A 16514-nucleotide genomic window follows, 5' to 3' on the forward strand; every position below is an offset into this window, starting at 1 on the left:
TCAGTCCTGGTCTGCGGCGTCGATCGCCGCCTCGAGCCGCTCGATCTTGGCATCCAGCTCCCCGCTGTAGCCGGGACGGATATCGGCCTTCAGCACCAGTGAGACGCGGGAGCCGAACGGCATCACCGCTTCGGTGGCGCGCTTGACGACGTCCATCACCGTGTCCCAGTCCGGACCCTCGATCTCGGTGAACATGCTCGTGGTGCGGTGCGCGAGACCGGACTCGCGAACGACGCGGACCGCGGCGGCGACGGCGTCATGGACGGAATCGCCGGAGCGGCCGTTTCCGGACGGGGCGACTGAGAAGGCGACGAGCATGGGTGTCCTCCGATTTCGGGGTGGTTTCAGGTGGGTGTCGCGGATCCGCGCGGTACGCGCACGACGGCGCGCACCGCATGGACGAGCAGGACGACCAGCAGCAGGTTGCGAGCCGTGAGCAGCAGCACGGGCAGCGCTTCGGCGCGCAGCAGCTGGTCGTAGGTGAGCGGATAGATCGTGAAGGTGAGCGCGCACAGCGCCAGGACGAGCAGCGCCGCGGTGCGCGATCGGACGCGGTCGAAGACGATCCACAGGATGACCGGCGGGATCAGCCAGGTGTGGAACTGCGGGGAGCCGACCTTGTTGGTCACCATCAGCCCGGTCACCAGCGCCAGCGTCAGAGGCGGCAGGAGCCGCTGCCACGCCGCTCCGCCACGTGCGCGGACGACGCCGAGGATCAGGATACCGGCGACGACGAGCGCCATCAGCGGCGTCAGCAGCGCGGAGACCACGTCCGCCCCGGGCGCGGCGATCTGGAAGGTGAGGATCTCGTAGCTGTACTCGATGCGCGCGGCGCCGCCCAGGACCAGCCACAGGAAGGGCGTGGCCCCCACGGCCTCGATCTGAAGGCCGCGGCCGGTCTGCATGCCGAGGAACCCCAGCAGATTCCCGCCTGCGCCGAGCATCAGCAGCACGCCGATGATCACGATCGTGACGGATGCCGCACTCAGCAGCACCTGCCAGGACCGCCGGCCGGCAGCGATCGCGGCGACCACCACGGCGCCGGGCCAGATCTTCACCCAGGCGCCGATCGTGAGCAGAGCGGCGCCCACCCGCGGCCGCTGCGCGAGCCACAGCCCGCCTGCGATCACGACGGGCACGGTGACCGCGTCGATCCGGTACATGGCGATCGGGCCGAGCAGCAGCAGTGCGCCGATCCAGAACCAGGCGGCCATCCGTCGGCGCCGGGTGCCGCCGCGGCCGACGAGCGCCGCGAACCCGAGCAGGTCGCACAGCGTGACCAGCAGCGCCCACCCGATCAGGTAGCCGGCCTGCGGCCCCAGGGCGCCGGTGAACGGCACCGCCAGCAGCTGCGCCAGCAGCATCGGCACCAGCGCCAGCTGCGGGTACACCCAGCTCTCTGTGATCCCCACGACCGCGCCGCCGTCGAGCGCGGCGGACGACCACGGCTGATAGACCAGCACCACATCGCCCATCGGCTGCGCGGGCAGCACCCAGCCCAGCCAGGCGACGACCGCATGCGCGGCGAGGAACGCGCCCCACAGCAGTGCGGTGCGGCCGGACTTCCGCGTCATCCGCGGGCCGGCTCTCGGCCGCAGACGCGCACGCGCCGCGCCGCGCTCACGCGATCAGCTCCGCGATCGCGAGGGGAAGGGCGTCCGCGACGTCGAGGGCGACGATCGGATGCCCGACGGCGCCGTCGCCCGATCCTGACGCGATCGCCGCTGCGCGCCCGTGCAGCCAGCTGGCCGCCGCCGCTGTCTCGGCGAGGGGCCTTCCGGAGTTGGCCGCGAGCAGGGTGCCGAGCACGCCGCCCAGCACGTCGCCCGTGCCGGCCGTGGCGAGCCACCCCGGCCCGTTCGACACCAGGATGGGTTCCGCGTCCGGTGCCGCGATGATCGTGCGGGATCCCTTGCACAGCACGACGGATCCCAGCGTCTGCGCGGTCTCGACGACCTCGGCGATCCGCTGATCGTCGGATGCGGGCCGCTCCCCCGAGGCGAGCCCGAGCTGCGCGCGCAGCCGGGCGAGCTCGCCCGCGTGCGGGGTCAGGACGCACGGTGCGGTCGCGCCGCGCGCGAGATCCAGGGCACCCGCGTCCACCACGACGGGGGCGGCCCCGGCGAGGATGCGACGCAGCGCCTCCTGCTCCTCCTCGCTGCGATGGGCGGCGTCCGTGCCCGATCCGATCACCCAGGCGTCGACCCTGGTGCGTCCGAGATCGGAGCCCACCACGGTCTCGGGGCGGCGCGCCAGCACGGCGTCCGCGGCCTCACCCGCATACCGGACGTACCCCGAACCGGCGCGCCAGGCCGCCTCCACGCCCAGCACCGCAGCACCGGGGTAGGCGGCGGAACCGGTGCGCAGCACGACCACGCCGCGGGAGTACTTGTCGTCGTCAGCCGCCGGAACGCGCAGGAAGCCGGTGGTGTCGGCCTGCGTCCACTCGCGCGTCATGAGACCACGCTATCGCGCGGACGCCGGGCGCCGCCCCGGATCGGGGACGGCCCTCACCCCTGTCATCAGCCGGTAGCGTCGTAGGGTGACCCTGCTGTTCTCGCCGCTCACCCTCCGCTCCCGCACCTTCCGCAATCGCCTGTGGGTGTCGCCGATGTGCATGTACAGCGCCGTGGAGGGCGTGCCGCAGTCATGGCACCGCACGCATCTGGCGCAGTTCGCATCAGGCGGCGCAGGGCTCATCGTCGCCGAGGCGACCGCCGTGACGCCCGAGGGCCGCATCTCCCCGCGGGACACCGGCCTGTGGACCGACGAGCAGCGCGACGTCTGGGCCGAGATCGTCTCCGACGTCCACGCACGCGGTGGCATGATCGGCATCCAGCTGGCCCACGCGGGTCGCAAGGCGTCCACCTGGTGGCCGTGGGCGGAGGAGCAGGGATCCGTCCCCGCGGATCAGGGCGGCTGGCAGACCGTCGCCCCCTCCGCCGTGCCCTTCGAGGGCTTCGCGCCCACCGAGGCACTCGACGCCGCCGGCATCGACCGCATCGTCGCCGGGTTCGCCGACGCGACGCGTCGGGCAGTGGATGCCGGATTCGACGCGCTCGAGGTGCACGGCGCGCACGGCTATCTGCTGCACCAGTTCCTGTCGCCGCTGTCGAACGTCCGCTCCGACGAGTACGGGGGTTCGCTGCAGAACCGCGCCCGGCTGCTGCTGCGGATCGTGGAAACGGTTCGGGAGATCGCCGGCCCCGATCTGCCGGTGCTCGTGCGGCTCTCGGCGACCGACTACGCCGAAGGCGGCTTCGTCCCCGAGGAGGCGGCGGAGGTCGGCAGGTGGGCGATCGAGCACGGAGCGGACCTCGTCGACGTGTCCAGCGGCGGCACGATCGCGCACCCGAAGGTGCAGCTGCGCCCCGGCTACCAGGTGCCGTTCGCGGAGATCGTCCGCGCCGGCGGGCGGGTGCCCACCGGCGCGGTGGGGCTGATCACCTCCGCGGCTCAGGCCGAGGAGGTGCTCGCCTCCGGTGCAGCGGATGCGGTGTTCGCCGGCCGCGAGTGGCTGCGCGACCCGCACTTCGCGCTGCGCGCGGCGCATGAGCTGGGCGCCGAGGTCGACTGGCCGCCGCAGTACCTGCGCGCACGCTGGCGCTGAGCGCCACCTCCCCCGGAGGCGGCGCTCAGCGGCCGCGCGCTGCGCTCAGCGCGCTGTGCCGTGCTCAGCGGCCGTGGCCGCGACGCGTGGCATCCTGCACTTCGCCGACGAGCTCCTCGAGGATGTCCTCCAGGAACAGCACCGCGGTCGTCTCCCCTGAGGAGTCGCGCACCTTCGCGAGGTGACGTCCGCCCCGGCGCATCGCGGCGAGCGCGTCCTCCAGGTCGGTGTCCTCCTGCACGGGCACCATGTGGTGGATCCGCTTGGCGGGCAGCGGCTCGTCGATGTGCGAGTCGGACTCCTCGGAGGCCCGCAGCACGTCCTTCAGGTGCACGTAGCCGATCGCCACGTCCTCGTCGTCGACGATCACGTAGCGCGAGAACCCGTAGCGGGCCACCGCCTTCTCCACATCGCCGGGCGTCGCGGTGTCCGGCAGGGTGATCAGCTCGGCCAGCGGCACGGCGACATCCCGCGCCTTCTTGTCGGTGAACTCGACCGCAGCGGCGACGGCGCCGGAGGTGTCCGTCAGCACGCCCTCGCGACGCGACCGGTCGACGATCGTCGCGACCTCCTCGATCGTGAACGTCGAGGCCGCCTCGTTCTTCGGCTCCACGCCGAACAGCCGCAGGAACAGGTTCGCCGAGCCGTTCAGCAGCGCGATCACGTGCCGGAAGACGCGGGAGACCCACACCAGCGGAGGCGCGAGGATCAGCACGGCACGGTCGGGCACCGAGAACGCCAGGTTCTTCGGCACCATCTCGCCGAACACGACGTGCAGGAACGACACCAGGGCGAGCGTGATCACGAAGGCCAGCACCGAGATCAGCGCGGGATCCCAGCCCAACGCGTGCATCGGGATCTCCAGCAGATGATGGATCGCCGGCTCGGACACGTTCAGGATCAGCAGCGAGCAGATCGTGATGCCCAGCTGCGAGGTCGCCAGCATCAGCGTGGCGTGCTCCATGGCGTACAGCGCGGTCTTCGCCGCGCGCGAGCCCTGCTCCGCGAGCGGCTCGATCTGCGAGCGGCGCGCGGAGATGACGGCGAACTCGCCGCCGACGAAGAACGCGTTGGCGAGCAGCAGCACGATCAGCCACACCAGGCCTGCCCAGTCGCTCATCGGCGGGCCTCCGTCTCGTCGTCGGTCTCGGTGGCGGGATCGGCGATGTAGCGGATGCGATCCACGCGCCTGCCGTCCATGCGCACCACCGTGAGAGTGCCGGAGCCGATGCGCACCTCGTCGCCGAGGGCGGGCACGCGCTCGAGCAGGCTCATCATGTAGCCGCCGATGGTGTCGTACACCTCGCCCTCGGGCACCTCGATGCCCGTGCGCGCCAGGAGCTCGTCCGGACGCAGCTCGCCGGGGAAGGTGATCGAGTCGACCCGGCGGACGATGCCCGCGCGGGATCGGTCGTGCTCGTCGAACACCTCGCCCACGATCTCCTCGATGAGGTCCTCCAGGGTGACGATGCCGGCGGTGCCGCCGTACTCGTCGACGACGATCGCCATCTGGTACCCCTTCGAGCGCAGCTCGGCGACCAGTGCGTCCAGGTGCACGGTCTCGGGCACCCGCAGCGGCTCCGTGCTGAGCGCTCCGACGGGCACCTCGAGGCGCTTCTCGCGGGGCACCGACACGGCGGCCTTCACATGCACGACGCCCGTGATGTCGTCGAGGTCGTCGTCGTAGACCGGGAAGCGGCTGTGCCCGGTGCTGCGGGCCAGGCGGATGACATCATCCGCGCAGTCGCCCACCGAGATCGCATGCATGCTCGGGCGCGGCGTCATGATGTCATCCGCGGTGAGGCGGGCGAAGTTGAGGCTGCGGTCCAGCAGCGTCGCCGTGTCCTCCTCGAGCACGCCCTGGCTGGCCGACCTGCGCACCAGCGAGGAGAGCTCCTCGGCGCTGCGCGCACCGGAGAGCTCCTCCTTCGGCTCGATGCCCATCGCGCGCAGCACGGCGTTCGCGCTGCCGTTGAGCATCAGCACGGCGGGCTTGAACACCACGGTGAACGCCGTCTGGAACGGGATGACCAGCTTGGCCGTCTGCACCGGGAGGGCGAGCGCGAAGTTCTTCGGCACCAGCTCGCCGATGATCATCGACAGGAAGGTGGCGACGAGCACCGCCACGGTGACCGAGACCGGTACGGCCGCGGCATCCGGAACGCCCCACGCCTCGAGCAGCGGCTCGAGGAGCTTCGAGATCGCCGGCTCCATGGTGTATCCGGTCAGCAGCGTGGTGAGCGTGATGCCCAGCTGCGCCGAGGAGAGATGCGTCGAGGTGATCTTGAGCGCACGAATGGTGAGCATCAGCCGGGACTCGCCGCGCGCCTGGCGCGCTTCGAGCTCTGCACGGTCGAGGTTCACCAGCGCGAACTCGCTGGCGACGAACAGGCCGGTCCCGACGATGAGGAGGAGCCCCACGCCCAGCAGCACGAATTCCATCAGCTGAAGTCCTCGCTATGGGCGAGGAGCGGGCGGTGGGGCGAGGGACTGCAAGAAGGAGGGTCGTCCATGGTGCGGACGATCTTACAGAATCCTGCTGTGAGCCGCGCGGACGCTACCAGCTCACCGGCAGCGCCTTGCCCTCCTCGTAGCCGGACGCGGACTGCAGGCCGACCAGGGCGCGGTCGTGGAACTCGGCGACGGTGGCCGCTCCCGCGTACGTGAACGAGGAGCGCACGCCCGAGGTGATCATGTCCAGCAGGTCCTCCACGCCGGGCCGGAGCGGGTCCAGGTAGATCATCGACGAGGAGATGCCCTCCGCGAACAGCTCCTTGCGGGCCAGCTCGTAGGGGTCCAGTCGCTCGAACCGGGCCTGCACCGCCTTCGTCGACGCCATCCCCCAGGACTCCTTGTACGCCCGCCCCTCGGCGTCGTGGAGCAGTTCGCCCGGCGCCTCGATGGTGCCGGCGAACCAGGATCCGATCATGACGGACGCGGCACCGGCGGCGAGCGCGAGCGCGACGTCGCGCGGGTAGCGCACTCCCCCGTCGGCCCACACGTGCGCGCCGAGCTCGCGCGCCGCCTGCGCGGTCTCGAGCACGGCGGAGAACTGCGGGCGCCCGACCGCGGTCATCATGCGCGTCGTGCACATGGCGCCGGGCCCCACGCCCACCTTGAGGATCGACGCCCCGGCACGCACGAGGTCGTGCACGCCGTCGGCGGTGACGATGTTGCCTGCGACCAGCGGGATGCCGAGATCCAGCCCCGCGACGGTCTGCAGCGCGCGCAGCATCCCCTCCTGATGTCCGTGGGCGGTGTCGATCACCAGGACGTCGACACCGGCGGATGCCAGCGCGCGGGCCTTGCCCGCCACATCCCCGTTGATGCCGACCGCCGCCGCGACCGCCAGGCGCCCCGAGGCGTCCACGGCAGGGCGGTACAGGCTCGAGCGCAGCGCGGTGCGCGGGGTCAGGGTGCCGACCACGTGCCCGCGATCGAGCACCAGGACGATCTCGGCATCCGCCGCGTCGATCGCGTCGTACGCCGCGCGTCCCTCGCCGATGTCCTCAGCGGCCAGCGCGACCGGCCCTGCGTGCACCAGGTCGCCGAGCGCGGCGTCCGGAAGGGCCGTCGCGAGCCTCGGTGCCGGCAGGATGCCCCGGACGTCGGCGCGCTCCAGCGGCTCGCCGCCGCGCTGGTCGGCGACGACGATGCCGTGCCCTGGCAGCGAGGGCAGCAGCCGCAGCGCGTCGGCGACCGTCGCCCGCGGAGAGAGCACCAGGGGCGTGTCCCAGCGCACGGGCTGGCGCTTGACCCAGCGGATGGCGGCATCCAGCTCCTGCAGCGGCAGATCCTGCGGCAGCACGCCGAGCCCACCGCGACGCGCGAGCGCCGCGGCGAGCCGCGGACCCGTCACCGAGTTCATGTTCGCCGACACCAGCGGAATCGTCGCGGGCGTGCCGTCGTGCGGCGCCAGATCCACCTGAAGCCGGCTGGAGACGGCGGAGCGCCGCGGCACCAGGAAGACGTCCGAATAGGTCAGATCCACTGCGGGCAGCTCACCGGAGAACTTCATATCGTCACGCTACCCCTCCACGCCCGCAGCGAACCGCCCGACCGGGGAGCATTCCGGCGGCCGATTGGCGTTAGGCTGGGAGACTGTTACAGACGTGCGACCCGACGCGCTCTCGCCGCCGAGCCGCATGCACAGCTTCAGCGATGAAAGTAGGGCGGTAGAGCGTGTCGAACCAGGTGACCGGCGTCGGGGGCGACGGGGGGTTCGGAGCCAATTCGTGGCTCGTGGACGAGCTGTACGAGCAGTTCAAGCAGGATCGCAACTCCGTCGACAAGGAGTGGTGGCCGATCCTGGAGAACTACACTCCGGATGCCGCGGCGGCGCAGACCGCGCGGACCTCGGACGCGCCGAGCGTCGCGCCGGTGACGGCGCCGATCCCCGTGATCGGCGCGCAGCCCGTGGCCCGCACCACGACGAAGCCCGCGAAGCAGGCGCCGATCCCCGCGCAGGCGCCCAAGCCGCAGGCCAAGGAGGAGACGGAGTCCGCTGAGGAGGACAAGGTCACGCCGCTGCGCGGCATGCCGAAGACCCTCGCGGCGAACATGGACCAGTCGCTGACGGTCCCCACCGCGACCAGCGTCCGAACCATCCCCGCCAAGCTGATGATCGACAACCGCATCGTCATCAACAACCACATGTCCCGCACCCGCGGCGGCAAGGTCTCCTTCACGCACCTGATCGGCTGGGCGCTGATCAAGACACTCAAGGAGTTCCCCAGCCAGAACGTGTTCTACGCCGAGATCGACGGCAAGCCCTCGGTGGTCGCGCCCGCGCACGTCAACCTCGGCATCGCGGTCGACGTCCCCAAGCCGGACGGCACCCGTGCCCTCCTGGTGCCCAGCATCAAGCGCGCCGACACCATGACGTTCGGCGAGTACCTCCTCGCCTACGAGGACCTCATCGCCCGCGCCCGCAACAACAAGCTGACCGCCGGCGACTTCGCCGGCACCACGGTCTCGCTCACGAACCCCGGCGGCATCGGCACCGTGCACTCCGTGCCGCGCCTGATGAAGGGCCAGGGCTGCATCATCGGCGCCGGCGCCCTGAACTACCCGGCCGAGTTCCAGGGCTCCAGCGAGAAGGTGCTCACCGAGCTGGGCATCGGCAAGGTCATCACCCTGACCAGCACCTACGACCACCGCGTCATCCAGGGCGCCGGCTCCGGCGAGTTCCTGAAGAAGGTGCACGAGCTGCTGATCGGTGAGCGCGGCTTCTACGACGACATCTTCGCCGCGCTGCGCATCCCCTACCAGCCCATCCGCTGGAACGCGGACATCGCCGTCGACCTCGCCGAGCGCGTCGACAAGCAGGCCCGGGTGCAGGAGCTGATCAACTCCTACCGCGTGCGCGGTCACCTCATGGCCGACATCGACCCGCTGGAGTACGTGCAGCGCTCGCACCCCGACCTGGAGATCGAGAGCCACGGCCTGACCTTCTGGGACCTCGACCGCGAGTTCGTCACCGGCGGCTTCGGCGGCAAGCGCGTCATGAAGCTGCGCGAGATCCTCGGCGTGCTCCGCGACTCGTACTGCCGCACCCTCGGCATCGAGTACATGCACATCCAGGACCCGGAGCAGCGGCGCTGGTTCCAGGAGAAGGTCGAGGTCAAGTACGTCAAGCCCGGCCACGACGAGCAGCTGCGCGTGCTCAGCAAGCTCAACGAGGCCGAGGCCTTCGAGACCTTCCTGCAGACGAAGTTCGTCGGCCAGAAGCGCTTCTCGCTCGAGGGCGGCGAATCGCTGATCCCGCTGCTCGACGAGATCCTGCAGGGCGCCGCGAACGCGGGCCTGGACGGTGCCGCGATCGGCATGGCCCACCGCGGCCGCCTGAACGTGCTCACCAACATCGCGGGCAAGACCTACGGCCAGGTGTTCCGGGAGTTCGAGGGATCGCTCACCCCGGGCAACCAGCGCGGATCCGGCGACGTGAAGTACCACCTCGGCACCGAGGGGACCTTCGTCGCCGAGGACGGCGCCGAGCTGCCCGTGTACCTCGCGGCCAACCCCTCCCACCTGGAGACGGTCGACGGCGTCCTCGAGGGCATCGCCCGCGCCAAGCAGGACCGCAAGCCGATCGGCACCTTCACCTGGCTGCCGATCCTCGTGCACGGCGACGCCGCGTTCGCCGGCCAGGGCGTCGTGGTCGAGACGCTGCAGATGTCTCAGCTCCGCGGCTACCGCACCGGCGGCACCGTGCACATCGTGGTGAACAACCAGGTGGGCTTCACGACGCTGCCGACCGACTCGCGCACCTCGGTGTACGCCACCGATGTCGCCAAGACGATCCAGGCGCCGATCTTCCACGTGAACGGCGACGACCCCGAGTCGGTCATCCACGTGGCACAGCTGGCCTTCGAGTACCGCGAGCGCTTCCACCGCGACGTGGTGATCGACCTGGTCTGCTACCGCCGCCGCGGTCACAACGAGGGCGACGACCCGTCGATGACCCAGCCGCTGATGACCGACCTCATCCAGGCGAAGCGCTCGGTGCGCAAGCTGTACACCGAGGCCCTCGTCGGACGAGGCGACATCACCGAGGAGGAGTACGACAAGGCAAAGGCCGACTTCCAGAACCGCCTGGAGATCGCGTTCGCCGAGACGCACGCCGCCGAGACCGGTGCCACCCCGATCGCGCCCGAGCTGACCCAGGTCGACCCGCAGGTCGGCGAGCCCGAGATCACCGGCGTGCCGCTCGAGGTCATCCACCTCATCGGCGACGCGCACGCGAACAAGCCGGACGGCTTCACGGTGCACCCGAAGCTGCAGCAGCAGCTCGACAAGCGCGTGGAGATGAGCCGCACCGGCGGCATCGACTGGGGCTTCGGCGAGCTGCTGGCGTTCGGTTCGCTCCTGGTCGAGGGCACCCCTGTGCGTCTGGCCGGTCAGGATTCCCGCCGCGGCACGTTCGTGCAGCGTCACGCCGTGCTGCACGACCGCGAGAACGGTCAGGAGTGGCTGCCGCTGACCAACCTGTCCGCGTCGCAGGGTCGCTTCTTCGTGTACGACTCGCTGCTCAGCGAGTACGCCGCGCTCGGCTTCGAGTACGGCTACTCGGTCGAGAACACCGAGGCGCTGGTGCTGTGGGAGGCGCAGTTCGGCGACTTCGTGAACGGCGCCCAGTCGGTCATCGACGAGTACATCTCGGCCGCCGAGCAGAAGTGGGGTCAGCAGTCCGGCGTCGTCCTGCTGCTGCCGCACGGCTACGAGGGCCAGGGCCCCGACCACTCCTCCGCACGCATGGAGCGCTTCCTGCAGCTGTGCGCCCAGGAGAACATGACCGTGGCGCGGCCCTCCACTCCCGCGTCGTACTTCCACCTGCTGCGTCGTCAGGCGTACACGCGTCCGCGCAAGCCGCTGATCGTCTTCACCCCGAAGGCCATGCTGCGTCTGCGCGGTGCCACCAGCCAGGTCGAGGACTTCACCCAGGGACGCTTCGAGCCGGTCATCGACGATGACCGCGCTCTGGACCGCGCCGCCGTCAAGCGCGTCGTCGTGCACGCCGGCAAGATCCACTGGGACCTCGCCAGCGAGCTGGAGAAGAACCCGAACCCCGAGATCGCCCTGGTGCGCCTCGAGCAGTTCTACCCGACGCCGATCGATGCGCTGAAGGCCATCACGGACTCCTACCCCAACGCCGAGCTGGTGTGGGCGCAGGACGAGCCCGAGAACCAGGGCGCCTGGCCGTTCCTGGCCCTGGCGTTCGCCGAGGTCCCCGGCCCGCGGCAGTTCCGCGTGGTGTCCCGTCCGGCCGCGGCATCGCCGTCGACCGGGTCGTCGAAGGTGCACGCGGCCGAGCAGGCCGCCCTGCTGAAGCAGGCGCTGACGCTGGACTGAGCCGAGCCGCATACGACGGGATGCCGCCCCTCCTCGCGAGGGGCGGCATCCTTCGTCTGTGTGCGGGGTCGCGAGCCTCGACGGCTCGCGCGTCTCGGACGCGAGGTGAACCGTCGGCCTAGGAGCGCACGTCCCGCCGCATGCGTCCGCGGATGACTCCCACCAGCACGGCCGCCCCGGCGAGCAGCACCGGCACGATCAGCGCGGTGCCGGCGAGCGGCAGCATCGCCACGGTGAGCACCGCCGCGACCACGGCCAGTCGATGCCCGAGGGTCCGGCGCGGGAGCAGGCGCACGGCGGCGACCATCCCGAGCGCGTAGATGGCGACCATGCTCGCGGTGTGGATCAGGATGAACGGTTGCAGGTCCCCGCCGGTGAGCAGCACGATCGTGAAGTAGACCAGGATGATCGCACCCGTCAGCAGCAGCGCGCGACGCGGCACCTCGCCGTTCCCGACGCCCTTCGCCAGCGGGGCGGGCAGGTCACCGGCCGAGGCCAGCGACGCGCCGAGCTTCGCGAATGCGGCGAGGTAGACGTTCATCACTCCGAGCGCCACGATCCCTGCCGCCGCGCCGACGAGTGCGGGTGCCGCCGACAGCCCGCCCAGGCTGGCCAGGTCGAGCAGCACCACGTCCCCCTCCCCCGCGCGCGCCCCGAGGGCACCGACCGTGACGACCTGCAGCACCAGGTAGCTCGCGCCGGACAGCGCCAGAGTGACCGCCGTCGCGATCGGGATGGTGCGCCGGGGATCGCGGAACTCGCCGGATATGTGCGTGCCCACTTCCCATCCGGCGAACGCCCACACGAACATCACGACCGCGGTGCCCACGCCACCCCAGCCGTGCGTGAGGAACGGTTCGAAACGGGCCGGCTGCACGGCGGGAGCAGCGACCGCGATGACCGTGACGACCACGGCCATCAGCAGGGCTGTCAGCACCAGCTGCAGCCAGCCGGCCACCCGCACGCCGAACAGGTTGGTGATGAACGGCAGAGCCAGGAACGCGAGGGCCAGGACGGGCACCATCCCGGGGTCGATCCCGACGATCGTCGCGATGTAGCGGGCGCCGAGCATCGCGACCACGGCGCCGCCCGCGGCGACGCCGAACATGAACCAGTAGCCGGCCGCACGAGCCGCGGTCGGGCCCAGCGTCCGCCGCACATAGGAGGCGACTCCGCCCGGGTCCGGATGCCGGGCAGCCAGGGCCGCGAACGTCCCGGCGAGCGGGATGGCGAGCAGGGTCACGATGGCCACCGACAGGATGCTCGCGGGCCCCGCGGCGCGCGCGGCGAGTCCGGGGAGCACGAGCAGACCGGTGCCCAGCACGGATGCCAGGTACAGAGCGATCCCCGGCCCGAGGCCGAGCCGCCCGGCGGGCGCTCCGGACGAGGGTGCACGGAGGTCGGATTCGCGGATGCTCACCCGCTCACGATAGCCACGGCCGCGGACACCGAGACCCCGGCCGACCCTGACGTGCGAGGAATGGCCGGATTGCGTCGGAACGCGACCGGAAGGCGACGAGGGGATGCTCAGAGCAGCACGGGCCGGGTGAACCTCTCGTCCGATTCCAGCTCCGTGCGCACCCCGGCCAGCGCGTCGATGCCGACGCCCACCTGCTCGAGCGCGAGCAGCGCCGCGCCCAGCACGGGCGGGGAATCGACGATCGTCAGGGACGCGCGGGGAATCCGCGTGGAGATCCCCTCCTCGATCCCGGACAGCAGCAGGGGGTCCCTGGCTCGAGCGACTCCGCCGCCGAACACGATGGGCACGTCGACCTCGAGCAGTCCGAGCCGCCGGATGCAGGCGTGGGCGTAGGCGACCACCTCATCCGCCTGTCGCCGCACGACCCCCTGCGCGACGACGTCGCCGTCTGCCGCGGCACGGAAGACCAGAGGCGCCAGGTAGCCGAGGCGGTCGCCCTCGCGCCGCCCCAGATGCACGTCCTCGATCATCGCGCCGACGCTCGGTGCATCGACGGCATCCAGCAGCAGCGGGAGCAGCTCCGTCCGCGGCCCGCGTCCGTCCTCCGCACGGGCGGCGTGCCAGAGCGCGGCGGCGCCGAGCTCCGTCCCGCCGCCCCAGTCCCCTGACAGCGGCCCGAGGGCGAGGAAGCGCACGTCGGCCCCGTCCTCGCGCACGCCGATGGCGTTCATCCCGGTGCCGCAGATCACGGCCACGGCATTGCGCGAATCGGTGCCGGCGCGCAGCAGGGCGTGCAGGTCGTTCTCCGCGACCGTAGGCCTCGCAGCCCAGGGCAGGTGGGCGATGGCCGCACGGAAGGCCTGAATCTCCTCGTCCAGGTCCAGACCGGAAAGGTACACCCCGACCTGCGCGAGCCGCCTCGGGTCCCGCCCGTCGAGCACGCGGTCGATGAGACCGTCGATGACGCGCACCGAGTTCGTCAGTCCCTCCACCTGCGGGCTCGACCCCGAGCCGCGCTCCCAGCCCAGCATCCTGCCGCTCAGATCGAGCAGCACGACGTCGGTCTTCGAGCCTCCGCCGTCGACCGCGATCACCAGATCCGCCGCCATGGTCATGCCCATTCCAGGAAGCGCGAGTTCGCCGCCATCAGCAGGTCGGTGAGCTTCTCCGCGCGGTCGTGCTGCAGCACCAGCGGATGCGATCGCATGGCATGGAGAACGCGGTCGCGGCCGCCGTTCACGGCCGCATCCAGCGCGAGCCGCTCGTAGCCCGCTACCGCACTGATGAGTCCCCGGATGTCATCGGGCAGCGGAGCGACCGGCTCGGCCACGAAGCGTCCGTCGACGTGCCGCGCCGGCACCTCGATCACGTGATCGTCGGGGAGGAAGGGCAGCACGCCGTCATTGCGGAGATTGACCACGCGGGGCAGCTCGGACCTACCGCGGATCGCCAGCAGCAGCTCGATCGCGGCTTCGGAGTAGTACGCGCCGCCGCGGCGCTCCAGGATCTCGGGCTTGGTGTCGACGCTGCTGTCCGCATACAGCGCCAGCAGTTCCTGCTCGATCGCGCGGACCTCGTGCGCTCTGGTGGACTTGTGCAGCTGCTCATGCAGCACCTCATCGTGCGCGTAGTAATAGCGCAGGTAGTACGAGGGGATCATCCCCAGCTGCGCGAGCAGCGCGGGCGCCAGCTGCACGTCGTCGGCCAGCTCCTGCAGATCGCCCTGCAGGGCCTGCGGCAGGGTGTCGACGCCGTCGATGAAGACCCCGCGCTCCCAGGTGAGGTGGTTCAGCCCGACGTGCCCGAGCGCCACGCGATCGGGCGAGACCCCGGCCTCGGCCGCGAAGCGGCGCTGGAAGCCGATCGCCACGTTGCACAGGCCCACCGCGCGATGTCCTGCCTGCAGCAGGGCCCGGGTGACGATGCCCACCGGGTTGGTGAAGTCGACGATCCAGGCATCCGGCTTGGCGTGCGCGCGCACGGTCTCGGCTATCCGGAGCACGACGGGCACCGTGCGCAGCGCCTTCGCGAGACCGCCCGGCCCGGTGGTCTCCTGGCCGATGCAGCCCGCGTCATGCGGCCAGCTCTCGTCCTGCTCACGGGCGTCCTGCCCGCCGATGCGCAGCTGGATCAGCACGGCATCCGCATCCGCGACCCCCGCGACGAGGTCATCCGTGGTGCTGAACCGAGCCGGGTGACCACCGCGCACCAGCATCCGCTTCGCCACCCCGCCGACGAGCTCGAGTCGCGACGGGTCGGTGTCGACCAGGACGAGCTCGTCGATCGGCAGTTCGGCCTGCAGGCGGATGAAGCCGTCGATGAGTTCGGGCGTGTATGTCGATCCGCCGCCGACGATGGCCAGTTTCATGTGCTCTCCTTGTGTTGGTACCGGTTGGGCCGTGGCTCACCAGGTGGGGATTCGGTCTTCGAGTCGGGTGCGGATCTGCTCGACGAGCAGCCGTCTCGCGCCCGCGAGCACCGAGCTGTCGCCGGTGACGCTCAGGCGCACGTCTGCGTCGGGCCGCTCGTCGCTGCGCAGCTCGTCGGCGACCAGCTCGGCGAGCCGCTCGCCACCGGCCAGGGACGTCGGTCCGCCGAGCACGATGAGCTCGGGGTCGAGCACGGCGAGCACGGGTTCGACCGTCATGGCGATGCGCGCCGCGACCGTCCGCAGCGCCGGCTCATGATGCGCGAGGGCGGCGATGCCCTCCGGGTACCGCGTGCCCGCCGGCGCGTCGACGAGCGCGAGGATGCTGTCCGAACCGAGCAGCTGCGTGGTCACCGCGCCCCTGCGCTGTGAGCGTCCGGCCACGACGAGGTAGCCGATCTCACCGGCCCCGCCGTGGGCCCCGCGGTGGATCCGGCCGCCCAGATCGACGCCGACACCCAGTCCGACCCCCAGCCACAGCAGCGCGAAGCTGCCCGCCTGCTGCGCGACGCCGAAGGCCCGCTCCGCCATGGTGGCGAGATTGACGTCGTTCTCCAGCACGACGGCGATGCCGAGTTCGGACTCGATGCGCGCACGGGCGCCGACAGAGGGCCATCCGGGAAGGGAGTCGGTCAGGGAGAGGGCGTCGGACTCGCTGCTCACCGCGGCCTGGACGCCCGCGGTCACCACCTCCACGGTGCGCCGCTCGATGCCGGACGCCGCGCACGCCGCGTCGATCGCGCGGTCGATGTCGCGCTCCGGCGAGCGCGGTTCGCCGCGCACCTCGAGTTCGACGATCGGATGCCTGCGGTCCAGCGCGTCGACGACCACCGCCTGGATGCAGTCCTCGAGCATGCTCACCGCCACGCCTGCGACGCGGTCGCTCCGCACGCCCCAGCTCACGGCGCTGGGGCCGCGACTGCCGGCGACCTCGCCCACCGGCCCGATCAGTCCCGCGCTCTCCAGCCGCGAGATCATCTGCGTCGCGGTGGGCTTGGACATCCCGGAGAGCTCGCCGAGCCGCGTCCGGGTGAGTGCTCCGTGCTCGAGGAACAGGTGGAGCGCCTCGCGGTCGTTCCGCGTGCGCAGCCACGCGGACGTGCCCGGGTCGATCTGCGACATGAGTGCTCCTCTCAGGGTTCGACGTCGTACGGGGACACCGCAGCCGGACCTGTCGCCGGTGGCGGGAAGAGAATCGGATCGGC

General features: G+C 71.2%; 12 protein-coding genes. 2 read left to right on the top strand and 10 right to left on the bottom strand.

Annotated features, from left to right (window positions below):
• The 3 genes from ACTJJ4_RS04680 to ACTJJ4_RS04690 are packed head-to-tail and all read right to left on the bottom strand — an operon-like array spanning position 1 to position 2457.
• Positions 1-318 (bottom strand): thiamine-binding protein, encoded by a 318-nt coding sequence (locus tag ACTJJ4_RS04680; protein WP_285633448.1) that lies wholly within the window; start codon positions 316-318, stop codon positions 1-3.
• A gap of 26 nt (positions 319-344) precedes the next feature.
• On the bottom strand, positions 345-1574 hold the full coding sequence (locus ACTJJ4_RS04685) for a hypothetical protein (protein ID WP_440942222.1): 1230 nt from the start codon (positions 1572-1574) through the stop codon (positions 345-347).
• A gap of 46 nt (positions 1575-1620) precedes the next feature.
• On the bottom strand, positions 1621-2457 hold the full coding sequence (locus ACTJJ4_RS04690) for an ADP-dependent NAD(P)H-hydrate dehydratase (protein ID WP_440942223.1): 837 nt from the start codon (positions 2455-2457) through the stop codon (positions 1621-1623).
• Between the two features lie 85 nt (positions 2458-2542).
• On the opposite strand from ACTJJ4_RS04690, the gene ACTJJ4_RS04695 reads away from it, so the two are divergent.
• A complete protein-coding gene (locus ACTJJ4_RS04695) occupies positions 2543-3610 on the top strand; it encodes an NADH:flavin oxidoreductase/NADH oxidase (protein WP_440942224.1) in 1068 nt (355 codons plus the stop codon).
• Between the two features lie 64 nt (positions 3611-3674).
• Here ACTJJ4_RS04695 and ACTJJ4_RS04700 read toward each other — a convergent pair whose 3' ends face one another.
• The 3 genes from ACTJJ4_RS04700 to ACTJJ4_RS04710 all read right to left on the bottom strand — a co-directional run bounded on the left by ACTJJ4_RS04700 (position 3675) and on the right by ACTJJ4_RS04710 (position 7628).
• A complete protein-coding gene (locus tag ACTJJ4_RS04700; protein ID WP_292702035.1) occupies positions 3675-4730 on the bottom strand; it encodes a hemolysin family protein in 1056 nt (351 codons plus the stop codon).
• Positions 4727-6052: a hemolysin family protein gene (locus ACTJJ4_RS04705; protein WP_440942225.1), complete on the bottom strand. Its 1326-nt coding sequence runs from the start codon at positions 6050-6052 to the stop codon at positions 4727-4729. Before ACTJJ4_RS04705 ends, ACTJJ4_RS04700 begins: the two co-directional genes overlap by 4 nt.
• 115 nt (positions 6053-6167) lie before the next feature.
• Positions 6168-7628: a GuaB1 family IMP dehydrogenase-related protein gene (locus tag ACTJJ4_RS04710; protein WP_440942226.1), complete on the bottom strand. Its 1461-nt coding sequence runs from the start codon at positions 7626-7628 to the stop codon at positions 6168-6170.
• Positions 7629-7792: 164 nt separating this feature from the next.
• Between ACTJJ4_RS04710 and ACTJJ4_RS04715 the strand changes: the two genes are divergently transcribed.
• Positions 7793-11461 carry a multifunctional oxoglutarate decarboxylase/oxoglutarate dehydrogenase thiamine pyrophosphate-binding subunit/dihydrolipoyllysine-residue succinyltransferase subunit gene (locus ACTJJ4_RS04715; RefSeq protein WP_440942227.1) on the top strand — a complete coding sequence of 1223 codons (3669 nt, stop codon included), beginning with the start codon at positions 7793-7795 and terminating at the stop codon, positions 11459-11461.
• A 118-nt stretch (positions 11462-11579) separates the two neighbouring features.
• Here ACTJJ4_RS04715 and ACTJJ4_RS04720 read toward each other — a convergent pair whose 3' ends face one another.
• The 4 genes from ACTJJ4_RS04720 to ACTJJ4_RS04735 form a co-directional block, all read right to left on the bottom strand.
• Complete coding sequence (locus tag ACTJJ4_RS04720; RefSeq protein WP_440942228.1) at positions 11580-12881, bottom strand: APC family permease; 1302 nt, start codon at positions 12879-12881, stop codon at positions 11580-11582.
• A gap of 107 nt (positions 12882-12988) precedes the next feature.
• Entirely contained in the window at positions 12989-13996 is a 1008-nt protein-coding gene (locus tag ACTJJ4_RS04725; protein WP_440942229.1) for an N-acetylglucosamine kinase, read from the bottom strand.
• A complete protein-coding gene (locus tag ACTJJ4_RS04730) occupies positions 13993-15249 on the bottom strand; it encodes a family 4 glycosyl hydrolase (protein WP_440942230.1) in 1257 nt (418 codons plus the stop codon). Before ACTJJ4_RS04730 ends, ACTJJ4_RS04725 begins: the two co-directional genes overlap by 4 nt.
• Before the next feature lie 36 nt (positions 15250-15285).
• Complete coding sequence (locus tag ACTJJ4_RS04735; RefSeq protein ID WP_440942231.1) at positions 15286-16431, bottom strand: ROK family transcriptional regulator; 1146 nt, start codon at positions 16429-16431, stop codon at positions 15286-15288.
• Between the last annotated feature and the right edge of the window lie 83 nt (positions 16432-16514).

Origin of the sequence: Microbacterium sp. 22195 (assembly GCF_052056515.1) — a bacterium.
GTDB lineage: Bacteria > Actinomycetota > Actinomycetes > Actinomycetales > Microbacteriaceae > Microbacterium.

What these genes read in the sequence shown, in the direction of transcription:
- ACTJJ4_RS04705 (WP_440942225.1), bottom strand. Translation starts at nt 6,052, where the DNA reads ATGGAATTCGTGCTGCTGGGCGTGGGGCTCCTCCTCATCGTCGGGACC.
- ACTJJ4_RS04690 (WP_440942223.1), bottom strand. Translation starts at nt 2,457, where the DNA reads ATGACGCGCGAGTGGACGCAGGCCGACACCACCGGCTTCCTGCGCGTT.
- ACTJJ4_RS04680 (WP_285633448.1), bottom strand. Translation starts at nt 318, where the DNA reads ATGCTCGTCGCCTTCTCAGTCGCCCCGTCCGGAAACGGCCGCTCCGGC.
- ACTJJ4_RS04710 (WP_440942226.1), bottom strand. Translation starts at nt 7,628, where the DNA reads ATGAAGTTCTCCGGTGAGCTGCCCGCAGTGGATCTGACCTATTCGGAC.
- ACTJJ4_RS04700 (WP_292702035.1), bottom strand. Translation starts at nt 4,730, where the DNA reads ATGAGCGACTGGGCAGGCCTGGTGTGGCTGATCGTGCTGCTGCTCGCC.
- ACTJJ4_RS04735 (WP_440942231.1), bottom strand. Translation starts at nt 16,431, where the DNA reads ATGTCGCAGATCGACCCGGGCACGTCCGCGTGGCTGCGCACGCGGAAC.
- ACTJJ4_RS04725 (WP_440942229.1), bottom strand. Translation starts at nt 13,996, where the DNA reads ATGACCATGGCGGCGGATCTGGTGATCGCGGTCGACGGCGGAGGCTCG.
- ACTJJ4_RS04685 (WP_440942222.1), bottom strand. Translation starts at nt 1,574, where the DNA reads ATGACGCGGAAGTCCGGCCGCACCGCACTGCTGTGGGGCGCGTTCCTC.
- ACTJJ4_RS04730 (WP_440942230.1), bottom strand. Translation starts at nt 15,249, where the DNA reads ATGAAACTGGCCATCGTCGGCGGCGGATCGACATACACGCCCGAACTC.